The sequence below is a fragment of the Sulfurovum sp. UBA12169 genome (assembly GCA_002742845.1).
Classification (GTDB): domain Bacteria; phylum Campylobacterota; class Campylobacteria; order Campylobacterales; family Sulfurovaceae; genus Sulfurovum.
Genome location: DLUH01000005.1, coordinates 347,715 through 363,501, shown reverse-complemented (window position 1 = coordinate 363,501; position 15,787 = coordinate 347,715). Strand labels below are relative to the sequence as shown.

Genomic DNA, 15,787 nt, shown 5'->3' with positions numbered 1-15,787 from the left:
AGGCAAAGAATGGTTAATTTTGTAAAAAGAGACAAAAATGATATTTTCAACAGGCCCATTTTGGGATTTGTGTTTAAAAATAAGAAATTTTTATTGGGGCTTAGGATCGCTGTTGCGCTCTTGTTTTTTTATGCCGTTTTTTATGGGTTTATGAACCCCGCCAAAGAGAATATTTTTACCGGCGCCGTTTTTTGGGTTTTGTTTTGGCCGCTCTTTATGCTGTTGACGCTTCCGACATTCGGAAGAATATTTTGCGGGATCTGTCCGCATGGGTTTTTGGGCAAATATATTACCTCTTTGGGTTTAAAAAAAACGATGCCAAAATGGATGCAAAACAGGTATATAGGAATTTTTTTATTGATTTTCGGATGGTGGGGAACCTATTATTTGTTCCCTGACTTTTTAACAAGCCCGCTTGGGACAGCCGGTTTGTTTGCCGGTATGACCGCGGTTGCATTTGTTGTTTATTATATGTACAAAGATATGAGCTATTGTAAATATATCTGTCCTATCGGGACAATGTGCAGAGCGTATGATAAACTCTCTTTTACCAAACTGGAGACCTATACGGAGAGTTGCAAGGAGTGTACAACTTTTGAATGCGCTTCTTCGTGCCCGTATCATCTCAAGCCTTTTTCGTTTGCCGCAAAAAACCATACCGATGACTGTACTTTGTGTATGGAGTGTGCAAACGCTTGCGAGGCGGTAAAGTTTACATTGACAAAGCCCGCACACATACTGGAAAAAAAATTCAAAGCTCTCAATGCTGAGGTTTGGGCATTTATTTTGATTTTGGCGGCTATACCTGTTTCTATGACGTTTGCACATGGATTGGAGCGAAGCGCTATAGCGCAAGATATGATATGGAATAAAACAGCTGTTCTTTTAGGAATGAGTGAATACGGTGTCGGATTTGCTTTTATTTATGCGATAGTCTTGAGCGTATTTTTTGCGGTATTCGGTTTGTGGCTTGCATCCCTAGTGCTTAAAAAAGATTTTAATACCACTTTTTCGACTTTAGGATATGCTTTTGCGCCGCTTTTCATTTTGGGGTCTTTGGGACATACTCTGGAGATGTTTTTTATAAAAGACTATGCGACACTTATCCAAGGATTTGCGCAGGCTTTCGGGTTTGCTGCCGATGTCGCGCCGCTGGCCAAAAGAGGTGATGCCTGGCTTCACTATTTTGGATTTCTGCGATGGATCGGTGTGGTTTGGACTTTGATACTTCTGTATAAAAGATTAAAGCTGATCGATAGTACAAGAATGAGAAAAATATTCGGCTATTTTTTTGCTTCATTGCTGGTGATATTTTTTATAGGCATCAATATTTACCGAGGATATGTATTTAACGTGTATGGTGTCAAAGCAGCAGGTCATTCCCATCATATGGGCGGGCAAAGCATAGCGCAAAGACCTTCTTTTGTAAAATCCGCATCACAACCCGCAGATGACAACAGTGAGGTTTTGGATTTTAAACGTATGATTAAAACAACCGATTTGATCTATTTTACCTGCAGTGATCCCGGAGCCAACTCCCAGGGTTCTCATGGGGGAGGAATGCACGGCGGCAATCCTATGGCAGTGCCGACCCAAAAAGTATGGCTGGTTTACGGTGAAAATTTTGGACAAAATACGTGTATCGGAAAACCGGACGGAGAATTATCGCTCTATGATACTTTTAATAAAGAGGCAACACTCAGCACCGCCATACAGAATAATTGTGCTTCTTATAGTTTTAAAATGCCGCATAACGGATATTATAATCTATTTTTCAATAGTTCAAAAGTTGAAGAAGATACATTGCATTACAAAAGCGCAAAGTTGGAGTTTTTAAACGGAAACCATGGGCTTGCGGATGTATATGAGCCGCGCAAAAGCCAACCGTTTATTGGAGATAAAAATAAAATAGATCTGATCAGAGTAAGAGATAAAAAAGAGGACAGTTTTTTCTATACCCATTCAAGCGGAGATCTTTTAAGGTTTAAAGCCCTTTTGAATAACAAGCCGTTGGCCAATGCCGAAATAAAAGTATCTGTAGATACAGGGTGGACAAAAGATTTGAAGACAGACAAAGAGGGAATCGCAGCATTTAATATCATAAAAGATTATTTTCCAAAATGGTCAGAATTTGACAAAAGACACAAAGGGATGCTGCTAATTTCTTTGTCATATGATGATAACAGCAGCGGTATTTTAAACGGTGTCAATTATAGCAAAACAAAATATACACTAACATACCCTCTTTCTTTTTATCCAAACGAAAATGAATACAAATCGTACAAAGATGGCTTGATAATCGCTATGTTGACACTCTTGCTGGCATCTTTTATTGCATACAGGTTTAGAAGAAACAGAACAAAACCCTTTTCTGAGGTTCGATATGATGAAAAATAAAATCAGACGTATGATCAACACTATGCCCCTAAACAAAGTAAGATTTTGGATACAGCTGTCCATGTTTGTACTCTTTGTGTACGGCGGATATGTTTTGATAGATTTCGGCTCAAGCATCCCGATATTTGCCTGTCCGTACAATAGCGAAACGGGAGCGACCTGCTACTTTATGCCTTTGCAGCATCAGCTTGCCATGCCTGCAAATGTGCTTTTTGGGGCTGCGGCTATTTCGGTGCTTGTGGGATTGCTGACTTTTATCGCCTGGTTTGTCTTTTTAAATAAAGCCTGGTGCGGCTATGTGTGCCCGTTTGGCACCTTGCAAGACTGGATAACGGCATTGAGAAAAAAACTCGGGATCAGATACGGCACCTACTCTCAGACGCAGTTTGAAAAGCTCTCTAAAATCAAATACATTTTTTTGGCCATCGTCATTGTGATCCCTTTGCTGATGGGGATCGGGGTCTTGGGAAGGGAATGGTCGGGCGCTTTTTGCCAGATATGCCCTGCGCGCGTCATCTCCCCGATGTTTTCAGGAGATTTTTCCCAATGGAAAATCGATTTTTCGACGGTTACTTCCATGATCCTAACGACAATCGGGGTTTTGTTCGCCGCAATATTTTTTGTGGGAAGTTTTATAAAAAAAAGATTTTTTTGCTTTTTTTGTCCTATGAGCGCACTGCATTATACGTTGTCTGATCTGTCGCTTTTGAAGCTTAGAAAGGACGGAGACAAATGTACTAAATGCGGAGATTGCTATAGGGTGTGCGACATGCAGATCAAAGATATCGCCGATGATGTCATAAGTACAAATATCCTAAGGGATGATTGCATGTTTTGTATGAAATGTGTGGCTGCGTGTCCCGAAGATGATGCTTTGCATGTGGATATTTTGAATATGAGGGTATTTAGTTCCACAAAAGAAGGCTTTGCGAAAAGAATGGGCATGGAAAAGCCGGAGAAGAATAATGATTGATAATGTAAAACATACAATAGAAACACCCAAGCAAAAACAAAACAGACATAAGGCCATGGAAGCGGTAAAAGTACTCAATATCATTAGGGAAGAGTTTAAAGAACCGCCAAAAGCGATGAATTATTTTTATGACTTATTTGAAAAAGTGTATTGCAAGCAAGAAGCACTGCATGCCGATAAAGTGAAAATCGGCACCATGTGCATTCAGATACCTTCTGAGATCATCTATGCGCTCGATGCTGTTCCTTTAAGACTTTGCAATGGGTTTTATACGGATGATGAGATAGGAAGTGATTTGATGCCTTCGAAATCCTGCCCGCTCGTAAAAGCAACAGTGGGCCATTTGGCTTCGGAAAATTTCAGCGATAAACCCGATATCATTTTCTCTCCAACGACCTGTGATCAAAAAACCAAAGCGGGAGCCATCATAGAAAATTTTGGTTATGAGGTAGTCGATGTAGATTTTCCAAGAACAAAAGAGAGTGAAGAAAGCAGGGAATACTGGAGAAGAAGTATACGAAGATTTAGCAGCGATCTGTCCAAAAATCTTGGCAAGAAACTAACAAAGAAAAATCTTAAAGCCTCCATCCGAAAAATAGGATATGCCCAAACGCTCTATCATAGACTCAATGATTTTAGAAAAAACAATACCGTTCCTATTTTAGGCAAAGATATGTTTATGGTTACCAATGCTTTTTTCTTTGACAAAATAGACAACTGGATAGAGGCTGTTGAAAAGCTTATAGAAGAAACAGAACAAAGAGCCGCAAATCAAATGCATGCCGGCGGCAAAATGAGTCCGAGAATTGTTTATACGGGCTCACCTCCTATCTTTCCAAACTATAAAATTCCTTTGATTGTTGAACAGTCAGATGCCATTATCGTTGCGGATGAAACGTGCAGTTCAAACAGGATGTTTAATGACAGGGTAAGTGTTGATGAGTGGTTTTTAAATGATATGATTGATTCGATAGCAGACAAATATCTAAAGGGGTGTACTTGTCCTATTTTTTCAAAAAATGATGACAGAATCAGAAGAATAGTTGATCTTTTTAAGAGTTACAACGCCGATGGAGTGATTTATCAGGCATTTGCCGGATGCCAAGTGTATGAAATGGAGCAAAGAAGTGTTCTTGCAGCAATGGAAAAAAATGGGATTCCGATTTTATATATCGAAAGTGATTACAGTCCCTCGCAGCAGGGGCAGCTTACAACAAGGGTGGAAGCATTTGTGGAATCGTTAAAAAATAGACGGAGAATGAAAAAGTGAACTATTTTGTAGGGATAGATATCGGCTCAACGGCGATCAAGGTTTCCGTGACGGATGAAAATAAACGTTTGGTCGGATTTAAAATCAATGCGAGCGGGAGCATGTTTTATAAATATGCCAAAGAAACTTTGCAAAGTTTGCTGGATGAATTGAACATCAGCCGGGATAAAATCGCATATACTGTCGCAACCGGATACGGCAGAAAACTGTTTAAAGAGGCAGATGAAAACATCAGCGAAATTACTGCCAACGCGATAGGGGCACAAGAGGCGGCAAGAGAATACGGAGAGATAAAAACAATCATCAATATCGGAGGACAAGACAGCAAAGCAATTTCGCTGGACAATGAAGGCAATGTGGTAAATTTCGCGATGAATGACCGTTGTGCCGCAGGAACCGGAAAATTTTTGGATGTGGTGGCAATGAATTTGGAGATAGGTGTTGATGAGCTTAGCGACTATCATTTTAAATCAACAGGAACTCCCCTCTCGATCAGCAGCACCTGTGCAGTTTTTGCCGAATCGGAGATCATCGGACTGCTGGGAAGCAACCACAGTGTCCAGGATATCGTGGCCGGAGTTCATTATTCTATTGCCAAAAGAATCGTGAAGCTGGTTAAAAGGGTCGGCATCAAAGAAACTGTCTATTTTGACGGCGGACCGGCTTTGAATGCCGGACTGGTTCATGCCATCGAAAATGAACTCGGAAAAAAGATATTTGTACCCAAATATCCGCAAATTACGACCTCTTTCGGTGCTGCCGTTTTGGCATGCGATGCTTTTAGAAGTATGCCGGAAATTGAGCGTGAGTTTTAGTCTGCATAGGGATATGTTTCGAAAAAATGGTTTCATCCGGCTTCCAAGAAAATAGTTACAATTAAACACAGCATCGGCAGCAGAAGTCTATCGCCGCTTTTAATTGTAGCTTTTATAAGTATATTTTTCGATATGATTACGGGATTGTTTTCAAGGAGTTGTGATGAAAAAAGAATTAAGCATATTTATCGGGATATTTTTATTTTTGGCGGTCGGGATGCATTTTAAAGAGTGGATAGATCATCCTATTGAGCATATTATGGCATTGCCGACAGCGGGAGCATACGGTATAGGCGCGATGCATCCGCTGGTTTTTACCCTGATTATTTATATTCCGTTTGTCATTGCAAGAAGCATACTAAGACTTTTTAGAAGGTAGGCTCCCCAAGCAAACGTTGAGGAGTAAAGTAAAAATTAAATAGGAAGAACCCGTATATTTTCGTCAAGTTTCTCTCTAAGAATATTTTCTATCGCAAAAAGCGTACCCGTGGATGAACTCGCACAGCCGCTGCATGCACCGAGATATCTGATATAAATATCAAAGTGCGCACCGTTTTCTTTGATGTCCAAAATCTCCATATCCCCGCCGTCCATAATGAGCATTTGGCGGATATTTGTATCAATTACTTTATCCACAGCTTTTAATTTTTGAACGACTGTCATTTGAGCAAAATCAATAGCTACCCCGCTCGCAGAAGCATCCGCTGCCTTAGCCATTTTTTCTTTTTCATACTCTTCGAGCAAGTCAACGAGATAGATATCTTTTGCTTCATGCCCCCCGGGTCTGATACATGATTTGCAAAAAGCCCCCGCTTTGGTATAATCTGTGATCTGCTCAACAGTCGTAAGATCGTTAAGGCGAATGACTTCTCTGAGAGTAGAGAGACTGACGCGGGCGCATTCGCAGACGATAATTTCGTTTTCAAAGCTCGCCATATCTACACCCTTATAGAGCGCAGCCGCTTTTTTGATTACATCATAGGCCATAACCGAACAGTGCATTTTCTGAGGCGGTACGGCAGGAACATCCGGCGTATCTCTCATCGCGCTTTCTACATCAATGTTTGTGATTTTTACCGCCTCATCAACGGTTTTACCTATGCATAGCTCTACCATTGTATTAGAGCTGGCAATTGCTGTGCCGCATCCAAAACTTTTAAATTTGGCATCAAGAATGATGTCGGTTTTGGGATCAACCGCCCAGTAAAGTCTTACCGCATCCCCGCAACTCTCAGCACCAAAATCTGCTACGATAAGCTTTGCTCCCATCGCATCTGCCTGCTCCTGGGTGATTTCTCCCTTGTGTGTTGGGTTATTCATTGAGTCTGTCACTTTTTGACTGTATTCAGACCAGATGGTTCCGCCGATTAAACTGTCCATTCCCATGATTTTTCCTTTATTTTTTCTTCTTTAAAAAGGCCCAGGCCTCTTTTTTTAGTCGACCCTGTCTTGATATTTTCACTCTTTGCCAAAAGATTTATCTTTAAGTGTGACCCGTCTGCCATGATCTAGATTAATTTCCGCCCTTGTAACCCTCGGGCGCATAAGCATAAGAGCTTGAAATGCCTCGAAGTCTTACCACGGCTCTTTTGACTACCTCAAGCGTGTAGTCGAGTTCTTCTTGCGTTGTATAACGGCTTAGTGAAAATCTCACAGCGGTATGAGCTAAATCCGCCTCCGCCCCTATGGCTTCCATGACGGGGTTGGATTCCAAATCTTCGCTTGCACAGGCTGAACCGGTACTTGCTGCAACTCCTTCACGGTTGAGATCCCATAGCATAGATTCGCCTTCAATCCCCCTGAAAGAGATAAGGATGGTGTTGGGCGCTCTCTTCTCTCTGGGTGTGACCACAAATGTATCCGGAATTTCAAGAAGTTCATTTTCAAACGCATCTCTCATTTCACGGATGTCGCTCATCTCAAAGTCAAGCGCATCTACTGCTTGTTCCATAGCTTTGCCCATGCCTACAATGCCAGGAACATTAAGAGTTCCCGACCGGTAGCCTCCCATTTGGGATCCTCCATGCAGAAGCGGCAACAACTCTTTGCCTTTTTTCATATAGAGTGCACCGACGCCTTTTGGTCCGTGAAATTTGTGCGCAGACATTGTGAGGTAGTCAACCTTAAAACTTTGTACATCCACGGGTAATTTCCCTATGGCTTGCACCGCATCGGTGTGGAAGAGTACTTTATGCTCAGCGCATATATCGCCTATTTCTTGCACGGGAAAGATAGCTCCTGTTTCATTGTTGACCCACATGACTGAAACTAAAGCAGTTTTATCGGTAATATTGTCCCTTACGCTTTGGGGATCTATCAGTCCTTCGTGGTTAATTGGAAGATAGGTAACTCTGCACCCCATACTCTCAATGAACTTTGCGGTAGCAATGATAGAGGGGTGTTCCACTTCGCTAAGAATAATATGGTTCTTTCTTCCTGTGAGAATATACTGAAAGTAAATACTTTTAAGCACCCAGTTGTTGCTCTCTGTTGCGCAGGAGGTAATAACCACGCTATCTTCTTTGGGCGCATGGATACCCGCATAGATTTTCTCCATAGCCTGTTTGATCGCCGGATGCGTTTCGCTTGCAAAGGCATGCAAAGAGTTTGGGTTGCCGTATTTTTGTACAAAATAGGGCTCCATGGCTTCAAATACATGGGGATCGACGATGGTGGTTGCATTATTGTCTAGATAGACTCGCATAATAATCCTTTCTAGTTAGGGGTGAGTAGAAACCCACCCCTCATTCCTCTTACTATGATTTGGACTATAGTAAAAGTTTTGTCTATTTTTAATTAAGACAAATTTTGTCCGAATTAATTTCTTGCATCTTACGCTATTTTTCTTAAAATAACATAAAAATGAAAAATAAAAGAGGACGATTATACTCCCAATTAAATTAAATAAGCTTGATTTGCCTCAATCAAAAAGTGTTTGCTTGGAGTAAAATGAAATTCGGGATCAACAAAGTCAATCCCAAGAAGAAAACGTATGATTAAAAATTGGAAGGAGTGGGCGTGTTGATAAGATTATAAAACTCGCTTCTGGTGCGCTCGTCTTTTTTGAAAAGACCTCGAAGGGCCGAACTTACAGTTGTGGAGTTAATTTTCTGTACGCCTCTCATCTCCATGCACATATGACGCGCATGAACTACTACGGCAACACCTTTTGGCTTGATGGTCTCCAAAATAGCGTCAGCGATCTGCTCAGTCATCTGCTCTTGTATCTGCAAGCGTCTGGCATAGACATTGACGATGCGGGGGATTTTCGAAAGCCCAACAACTTGGCCATCGGGAATATAGGCTACATGCACGCGGCCTATGATCGGAAGCATATGGTGTTCACACATTGAGTAAAATTCAATGTCGCGAACCAGTACCATCTCGTCATTGCTTGTGGAAAAGAGCGCTTGATTTAAGATCTCTTTGGGATCCTGATGGTACCCTTCTGTTAAAAATTGCAATGCCTTAACTACACGGTTTGGTGTTTTGAGCAATCCTTCTCTTTGGGGATCTTCGCCTAAAAGCTCAAGGATTTTAGTAACTGCCTCTTCAAATTCTTTTTCTTTATCCATCGGTATGCCTGTATTTATTAATCTTTTTCACATTGTAGCAAAAAGAGTTTAAGTATCTTCTCGTCTATTTTGGAGATGGCGAGTTTTTTGATCTCGTCGGAATTAAAATAAATTCCCTGTCCGATGCTGCGCTCCTCATAAACAAAAACCTTGCATTGAAGCTTGAAGTGCGAGTAGGCGTGCGAAACTTCTCCTATGCACTTTGCGGCGCAAGGCAGAGTATCGATGCTTTCAAATCCCCAAAGTCCGTGCAGCAGTTTTGTTTTTCTTTGGGTAAGGGCAAGTTTATTTTTGTAGATTCGCACAAGGATATTTTGTTTTTTAAGCGGCGCGACTTTTTTCTTTTTGGCGGGATAGAGATCAGGGTTCTCTTTTCCTTTGCAGAAATCTATGAGGGGACAACTCTCACATTTGGGATTCCCGGACAGACAGATCATCGCACCGATATCCATCATCGCCTGATTGTAATTAAAGGAATGAAGCCGGTCCAGCATCTTGTCGGCTATCTCCCACAGTTGTTTTTCTTCCGGATCTTTCAACCGGTGCAGCCGGCATAAAATACGTTTGACATTGGCTTCCATCACAGGTACGGGCTGCTTAAAGGCAAAAGCAGCGATGGCATGCGCGGTATTTTTTCCTATGCCCGGCAGCCTGATAAGTTTGTCTATCTCATGGGGAAGGATCTCTACAAGTGTAGCAGTTTGATGAAGGTTTTTGGCGCGGTTGTAGTACCCTAATCCTTCCCACATCTTAAGTACGTCATCCAGCGGCGCTTCGCCCAATGCTTTGAGCGTGGGAAAGCGTTCAATAAAAGGCAAATAGTAGCGTTCCAAAACGGTTTTAACTTGTGTCTGCTGGAGCATGACCTCGCTAATATAAATATAGTAAAGGTTGTCGGTATTGCGCCAAGGCAGGTCTAGCCGACCGTGTTTTTGATACCAGTTTTGGATATTTTTATGGATTTGTGCAAGGGATTTTGGCATACCGGATTATAGCCATATTTTAACTATAGTTCGTTTTTTATCAATATTTTGATAAAATCACGACATTTACAAACAAAACAAAGGATTGCAGTGAAAGTTACGGTAAATAAAATAGATAACGCCAATGTGTTGGTGAGCGGCACGATAGAAAACAGTGTAATAGCGCAAAACGTCGATAAACTTGCAGCAAAAGCAGGCAAAGAGATGAAGGTGGACGGCTTTAGAAAAGGAAAAGTTCCAGCACACGTGGTTAAAAAAATGCACGGTGAAAAATTGGTGCAAGATGCTGAAGGAGAGGCATTGAGAGACCTTATGGATCAGGGAGTAAAAGAGGCCGGAATCAATGCTTCTGAAATTCTCGGCCAGCCTATTTTCAAAAAATACGAAAAGACAGATGCAGCCATAAACGTAGAAGTAGAAATTTCTACAAGACCAAATTTTGATACCAAGGGATACGAAGAGATTATCCCGACTTTTGAGCAGCCTGCAGCTTCTTCCGAAGAGATAGAGGAAAGACTTCAGAGTTTGGCTTCTGCGCAAGCGCCATTCCAAAAAATCAAAAGAAAAAGAATGGTTAAAGACGGAGATATGACCGTGATTGATTTCGAAGGATTTGTCGATGGTGTTGCTTTTGCAGGAGGCAAAGCGGAAAAGTTTAGTCTTAAAATCGGATCAGGACAATTTATCCCTGGATTTGAAGAGCAGATCATCGGTATGCAGTATGAAGAAGAAAAAACGATCAAAGTTACTTTCCCGGAAACATACCAAGCAAAAGATTTGGCAGGCAAAGAGGCGGAGTTCAAGGTAAAACTTCATGAAATTCAAGAACAAGTACCTGCTGCCGTAGATGATGAGTTTGCGAAGAAAATGTTGCAGGGTGATGAAAATGCTACATTGGAAATGCTTAAAGAGAAAGTGAAAGACCAAATCGTAGCAGAAAAAGTTTCCAAAATTTATAATGACGAACTTAAGCCAAAATTGATTGAAGCATTGGTAGAGAAGTTTGATTTTGCATTGCCTAGCAATATTGTAGAGCAAGAGATTGATGCAAAAATAAACGAAAAAGCCAGAGCGATGAGCCAAGAAGAACTGAATGATTTCAAAGAGCATCCTGAAAAAGTTGAAGCACTTCGTGATGAGGTAAGAAAAGATGCTGCAGATAGTGTAAAGGCGACCTTTATCGTAGATGCATTGGCAAAAAAAGAAGAGATCAGTGTTAATGATCAAGAGGTAACGCAGGTGATTTATTATGAGGCGATGATGCATGGGCAAAATCCACAAGAAATGATCAAATATTACCAGAAGAACAATTTGCTTCCAGCTATAAAAATGGGCATGATTGAAGATAAACTCTTTTCAAAACTTTTAGGTTTGCATCAATAAAAAATAAACAGACAGCAGTAGAAAACTGCTGTCTGTTAACTATTAGAGTGTATATTTGAGTCGATAGGGTGATCTATTTAACTATATATTATTAAAGGTGCATTATGAGTTATATTCCATACGTAATAGAACAAACAGGCAGAGGTGAAAGAAGTTATGATATTTATTCGCGTCTTTTAAAAGACAGGATCATTATGTTGAGCGGAGAGGTTAATGACCAGGTGGCATCTTCGATTGTAGCACAGTTTCTTTTTCTTGAGGCGCAGGATCCCGATAAAGATATCTATTTTTATATCAATTCTCCGGGCGGCGTGATCACTTCCGGGCTTTCTATGTACGATACGATGAACTATATCAAACCGGATATTGTCACGATTTGTATCGGTCAGGCAGCATCTATGGGGGCATTTCTGCTTTCAAGCGGAACAAAAGGGAAGCGTTATGCATTGCCTCATGCGCGCATTATGATACATCAGCCTTCAGGCGGAGCACAGGGGCAATCGACCGATATCCAGATTCAGGCTCAAGAGATACAAAGACTTAAAGATACGCTCAATGAGATATTGGCAGCCCAAACAGGAAAAACAGCCAAAAGGGTAGAAAAGGATACAGAAAGAGACTATTTTATGTCAGCCAAGGAGGCGATGGAATACGGATTGATAGATAAAGTGCTTACAAAAAGTTTTGGTTAGGTTTGAAGCATGGTAAGAGAAATAGTTGTCTATCCTGATAAGAGACTCAAGTTAATTTCTAGAAAAGTGGAGGTTTTTGATCAAAAGATCCACACCCTCTTGGATGACATGTATGACACAATGATCGCCAAAAACGGTGTCGGGCTTGCCGCCATCCAAATCGGAATTGACTTGCGCGCAGTAATCATCAATATACCGCTAGAGGAAATAGACAACGAGCACAGCCAACCCAAAGAAAATACATTAGAAATGATCAATCCCGTCATTATTCAAATGGACGGCGCTACTCATTTTCAAGAGGGATGCCTTAGTGTGCCGGGTGTCTATGAAGATGTTGATCGCGCAAAACATGTTAAAGTAGAATATCAAGACAGAGCAGGCAATACCCATATTATAGAAGACGATGATTTTCTTGCTATTGCAATGCAACACGAAATAGACCATCTTGAAGGAAGAGTTTTCATAGAAAAACTTTCTTATATTAAACGTAAAAAATTTGAAAAAGAGTGGAAAAAACGACAAAAAACTTTATAAATTTTTTACTTTTATGTATTGTGCCGCGGAAGAAACAGCAAAGAAAATGACCACCCTTCGCAAGAAACGCCGCAGGAGATTATAAAACCCCTTGGGCGATCATGGCATTGGCTACACGTTTGAAGCCTAAGATATTTGCCGCTGCGATAAAATCTGTACCCAAATCGTACTCTTCGCACGTTTTTTTCATGTGAAGATAGATATTGGACATGATATTTTGCAGCTTTTGGTCAACCTCTTCGAAAGAGAAATAATTAAGAGAGTTATTTTGACCCATTTCAAGCACGCTAACCGCAACTCCTCCCGCATTGGCTGCCTTGGCAGGGGCAAAGAGCACCCCGTTTGCTACAAACAGATCTATGGCTTCCGGCACGGTAGGCATGTTGGCGCCTTCTGCTATGATCTTGACGTTATTGCTGATGAGCGCTTGTGCGGCGATACTGTCAAGTTCATTTTGTGTAGCGCACGGAAAAGCGGCGAAGCAGGGAATTTGCCATACGTAGTTTGATCCGTTATTGAAGGCATCATTTTTTACATAGACGGCACTTTTTCTCTCCAAAGCATAATACTCCAAAGAAGCTCTGCGTTCAAATTTGATTTTTTTAAGAAGGGCCAGATCGATACCGTTGCTGTCGTGTATCGCACCTCTTGAATCTGAGCAGGTAACAGGGATAGCTCCCAAATCATAAAGCTTTTCAATCGCATGAACGGCAACATTTCCGCTTCCGCTCACAGCACAAATCTTGCCTTTGAGTGTATCGTTTTGATCTTGCAAAAGCGTTTCGGTAAAATAGATGAGCCCATATCCGGTTGCTTCCGTGCGGCCAAGGCTTCCTCCCAGCGAGAGAGGCTTGCTGGTAATGATGCTGTCGTAAGAATTGGTCAACAGTTTGTACTGCCCAAACAGATAGCCTACCTCTCGCTCCCCCACTCCGATATCTCCGCCCAATATATCGATATCCGAGCCTATGCTGTTGTAAAATGCAGACATAAATGACTGGCAAAATTTCATGATTTCATTATCGCTTTTTCCTTTGGGGTCAAAATCAGCTCCGCCCTTTGCCCCGCCTATATGCAATCCTGTAAGCGCGTTTTTAAAGATTTGTTCAAAGGCTAGAAATTTTAAAATATCTGTATTGACACTGGGATGAAAACGTACGCCTCCTTTATAGGGCCCCAGAGCATTATTAAATTGTATTCTGTAGCCATTATTGACACGAATATTGTTTTTATCATCCAGCCATTCAACTTTAAAATGAATCTCTCTGTTGGGTGATATGATGCGCTCTATGATATTGTAATATTCATATTCGGGATGATTTTGGATCAGGGGCTCTATGGAGACCAGGACTTCTTTAAGCGCCTGAAAAAAATTTGCACCTTCTTTGCAGTTGGTTTCTGTCGCGCGTTTCATTGCTTTATCAATATAATTCATGGAACTCCTTGGAAAAATAAATGGCCATATTATATTACAATTTGACATATTTTTATATTTTTTTAGTCATTTGTGTAAACTTCACCTATGAATGCAAAAACAGATAGTGGTAATTTTCCACAGGAAAACAAAAATAAAGAAAAACAATCCGTAATTGTCAATCGCCTTACTTGTGCTACCCTTGAGGGTGTTAATGCAAAAACTATAGAAGTGGAGGCAACGTTTACTAAGGGTTTGCCCGGGTTTACGGTTGTTGGGCTGGCGAGCAATGATATTCAAGAGGCAAAGGAGCGTGTGAAATCGGCATTGCTGACCAATGGATTTGTTTTTCCACCGCTTAAGATCACCGTCAATTTAAGTCCTTCGGATTTGAAAAAATCAGGAACCCATTTTGATCTTTCCTTGGCTCTTTTGATCGCCCTGCATAAGCATACAATTGACGAAGAGGGTCTTTTTGTTTTTGGCGAACTGGGGCTTGACGGTAAAGTGAAGTCAAGTTCTATGCTGTTTCCTTTGGTCTTGTCGCTCAAGGAACAGGGGATTATCAAGCGGGCAGTCGTACCAAAAGAAGCAATTTGTTATCTCAGCCATATTTCCGGGGTTGATTTTATTGCTATTGAAACACTTAATGAAGCCATAGAGATTTTAAAAAATAAAACTTTTGAGGCAAATATAAAGGCGTTTTCTTATGATGCAAATCAGGTTGAGTTTGGAGAGAGGATTTATTATTTTGAGCAGAAATATGAGGCCGATTTTGCAGATGTAAAAGGTCAGAATATCGCAAAGAGAGCTTCCCTTATTGCGGCAGCCGGAATGCATAATTTTTTAATGGAAGGAAGCCCGGGGTGCGGAAAAAGCATGATCGCCAAGCGTATCAAAAATATTTTGCCCCCTTTGTTTGAAGAGGAGATGCTCTCCATAGCCAAACATCAGTTTTTAGACGGGATTGTACCAAGCTTTTCTGCCTTGCGGCCTATGCGCGCCCCGCATCACACAGCCACTCCTGCTTCTATCTTCGGAGGAGGATCTTTGCAGGCGAAGATAGGAGAGGTGGCGCTTGCCCACAAGGGGATACTTTTTTTTGATGAACTTCCGCATTTTTCCAAGAATGTACTTGAGGCGCTAAGGGAGCCGTTGCAAGACAAAAAAGTGCATATTGCCAGAGTCAATGCAAAGATAGAATATGAAGCAGACATTATGTTCGTTGCGGCAATGAATCCGTGTCCGTGCGGGAACTTGCTTTCAAAGAGCAAAGTATGCCGTTGCAGTGAAGTAGAGATTAAACGGTATCAAAACAGACTCTCTGATCCATTTTTGGACCGTATTGATCTTTTCGTTGTGATGCAGGAAGTAGGAGGAGAAGACAAAAGCGATATAAATTCGCAGCAGATGCATGAGCAGGTGTTCGACGCGTTTAAAATGCAAAAGCAAAGAGGGCAGGAGCGTCTTAACGGCAAGTTGAGCGAAGAAGAGATAGAGCAGTATTGTCTGCTTGCCAATGATGCTGCGGCAGTACTTGAGGGTGCTATCGGTAAGTTTGATCTGTCACACAGAAGCATCGCAAGCATAAGGAAGATAGCACGAACGATTGCTGATCTCGGAAAGCACGAGATAATCGAAAAATCAGATATTTTGGAAGCCTTAAGCTATCGCAGGAGGAAGTAAAGATGCACCTAGATGTAATAAGTGAACTCTTGGACTTTATCATTGCACTAAAAAAGAGATTTTGA

The 15,787-nt window shown here is 41.3% G+C and carries 14 protein-coding genes; 9 read left to right on the top strand and 5 right to left on the bottom strand.

All coding sequences use genetic code 11. The features are described from left to right. Positions 1–9: 9 nt before the first annotated feature. From CFH81_06795 to CFH81_06775, 5 genes are all read left to right on the top strand, one after another. Positions 10–2,397, top strand: a complete 2,388-nt coding sequence (locus CFH81_06795; protein ID DAB39922.1) for a hypothetical protein — start codon at positions 10–12, stop codon at positions 2,395–2,397. Continuing rightward, entirely contained in the window at positions 2,387–3,370 is a 984-nt protein-coding gene (locus CFH81_06790; GenBank protein ID DAB39921.1) for a 4Fe-4S ferredoxin, read from the top strand. Before CFH81_06795 ends, CFH81_06790 begins: the two co-directional genes overlap by 11 nt. Continuing rightward, complete coding sequence (locus tag CFH81_06785; protein DAB39920.1) at positions 3,363–4,640, top strand: 2-hydroxyglutaryl-CoA dehydratase; 1,278 nt, start codon at positions 3,363–3,365, stop codon at positions 4,638–4,640. Before CFH81_06790 ends, CFH81_06785 begins: the two co-directional genes overlap by 8 nt. Continuing rightward, entirely contained in the window at positions 4,637–5,455 is an 819-nt protein-coding gene (locus CFH81_06780; GenBank protein DAB39919.1) for a CoA activase, read from the top strand. Before CFH81_06785 ends, CFH81_06780 begins: the two co-directional genes overlap by 4 nt. 163 nt (positions 5,456–5,618) lie before the next feature. After that, on the top strand, positions 5,619–5,834 hold the full coding sequence (locus CFH81_06775) for a hypothetical protein (GenBank protein DAB39918.1): 216 nt from the start codon (positions 5,619–5,621) through the stop codon (positions 5,832–5,834). 35 nt (positions 5,835–5,869) lie between these two features. Here CFH81_06775 and CFH81_06770 read toward each other — a convergent pair whose 3' ends face one another. The 4 genes from CFH81_06770 to CFH81_06755 all read right to left on the bottom strand — a co-directional run bounded on the left by CFH81_06770 (position 5,870) and on the right by CFH81_06755 (position 10,013). Next, positions 5,870–6,841 (bottom strand): iron-sulfur cluster assembly scaffold protein NifU, encoded by a 972-nt coding sequence (locus CFH81_06770; GenBank protein ID DAB39917.1) that lies wholly within the window; start codon positions 6,839–6,841, stop codon positions 5,870–5,872. Positions 6,842–6,968: 127 nt separating this feature from the next. Beyond that, positions 6,969–8,159 carry a cysteine desulfurase, NifS family gene (nifS, locus tag CFH81_06765; protein DAB39916.1) on the bottom strand — a complete coding sequence of 397 codons (1,191 nt, stop codon included), beginning with the start codon at positions 8,157–8,159 and terminating at the stop codon, positions 6,969–6,971. A 292-nt stretch (positions 8,160–8,451) separates the two neighbouring features. Further along, a complete protein-coding gene (folE, locus tag CFH81_06760) occupies positions 8,452–9,030 on the bottom strand; it encodes a GTP cyclohydrolase I FolE (protein ID DAB39915.1) in 579 nt (192 codons plus the stop codon). Positions 9,031–9,047: 17 nt separating this feature from the next. After that, a complete protein-coding gene (locus tag CFH81_06755) occupies positions 9,048–10,013 on the bottom strand; it encodes an A/G-specific adenine glycosylase (protein ID DAB39914.1) in 966 nt (321 codons plus the stop codon). Between the two features lie 90 nt (positions 10,014–10,103). Here CFH81_06755 and CFH81_06750 point away from each other — a divergent pair, with 90 nt between their 5' ends. From CFH81_06750 to CFH81_06740, 3 genes are all read left to right on the top strand, one after another. Further along, positions 10,104–11,396, top strand: coding sequence for a trigger factor (locus CFH81_06750; protein ID DAB39913.1), 1,293 nt, complete (start codon positions 10,104–10,106; stop codon positions 11,394–11,396). 104 nt (positions 11,397–11,500) lie between these two features. Continuing rightward, positions 11,501–12,088 (top strand): ATP-dependent Clp endopeptidase, proteolytic subunit ClpP, encoded by a 588-nt coding sequence (gene clpP / locus CFH81_06745; protein ID DAB39912.1) that lies wholly within the window; start codon positions 11,501–11,503, stop codon positions 12,086–12,088. A gap of 9 nt (positions 12,089–12,097) precedes the next feature. Then, on the top strand, positions 12,098–12,622 hold the full coding sequence (locus tag CFH81_06740) for a peptide deformylase (GenBank protein DAB39911.1): 525 nt from the start codon (positions 12,098–12,100) through the stop codon (positions 12,620–12,622). 79 nt (positions 12,623–12,701) lie between these two features. On the opposite strand, the gene CFH81_06735 is transcribed toward CFH81_06740, so the two are convergent. After that, entirely contained in the window at positions 12,702–14,057 is a 1,356-nt protein-coding gene (locus tag CFH81_06735) for an NADP-specific glutamate dehydrogenase (GenBank protein DAB39910.1), read from the bottom strand. Positions 14,058–14,144: 87 nt separating this feature from the next. Between CFH81_06735 and CFH81_06730 the strand changes: the two genes are divergently transcribed. Next, positions 14,145–15,722, top strand: a complete 1,578-nt coding sequence (locus CFH81_06730) for a Fis family transcriptional regulator (GenBank protein DAB39909.1) — start codon at positions 14,145–14,147, stop codon at positions 15,720–15,722. Positions 15,723–15,787 lie beyond the last annotated feature (65 nt).

What these genes read in the sequence shown, in the direction of transcription:
- CFH81_06790 (DAB39921.1), top strand. Translation starts at nt 2,387, where the DNA reads ATGAAAAATAAAATCAGACGTATGATCAACACTATGCCCCTAAACAAA.
- CFH81_06785 (DAB39920.1), top strand. Translation starts at nt 3,363, where the DNA reads ATGATTGATAATGTAAAACATACAATAGAAACACCCAAGCAAAAACAA.
- CFH81_06735 (DAB39910.1), bottom strand. Translation starts at nt 14,057, where the DNA reads ATGAATTATATTGATAAAGCAATGAAACGCGCGACAGAAACCAACTGC.
- CFH81_06730 (DAB39909.1), top strand. Translation starts at nt 14,145, where the DNA reads ATGAATGCAAAAACAGATAGTGGTAATTTTCCACAGGAAAACAAAAAT.
- CFH81_06775 (DAB39918.1), top strand. Translation starts at nt 5,619, where the DNA reads ATGAAAAAAGAATTAAGCATATTTATCGGGATATTTTTATTTTTGGCG.
- CFH81_06740 (DAB39911.1), top strand. Translation starts at nt 12,098, where the DNA reads ATGGTAAGAGAAATAGTTGTCTATCCTGATAAGAGACTCAAGTTAATT.
- nifS (DAB39916.1), bottom strand. Translation starts at nt 8,159, where the DNA reads ATGCGAGTCTATCTAGACAATAATGCAACCACCATCGTCGATCCCCAT.
- CFH81_06770 (DAB39917.1), bottom strand. Translation starts at nt 6,841, where the DNA reads ATGGGAATGGACAGTTTAATCGGCGGAACCATCTGGTCTGAATACAGT.
- folE (DAB39915.1), bottom strand. Translation starts at nt 9,030, where the DNA reads ATGGATAAAGAAAAAGAATTTGAAGAGGCAGTTACTAAAATCCTTGAG.
- CFH81_06795 (DAB39922.1), top strand. Translation starts at nt 10, where the DNA reads ATGGTTAATTTTGTAAAAAGAGACAAAAATGATATTTTCAACAGGCCC.
- CFH81_06755 (DAB39914.1), bottom strand. Translation starts at nt 10,013, where the DNA reads ATGCCAAAATCCCTTGCACAAATCCATAAAAATATCCAAAACTGGTAT.
- clpP (DAB39912.1), top strand. Translation starts at nt 11,501, where the DNA reads ATGAGTTATATTCCATACGTAATAGAACAAACAGGCAGAGGTGAAAGA.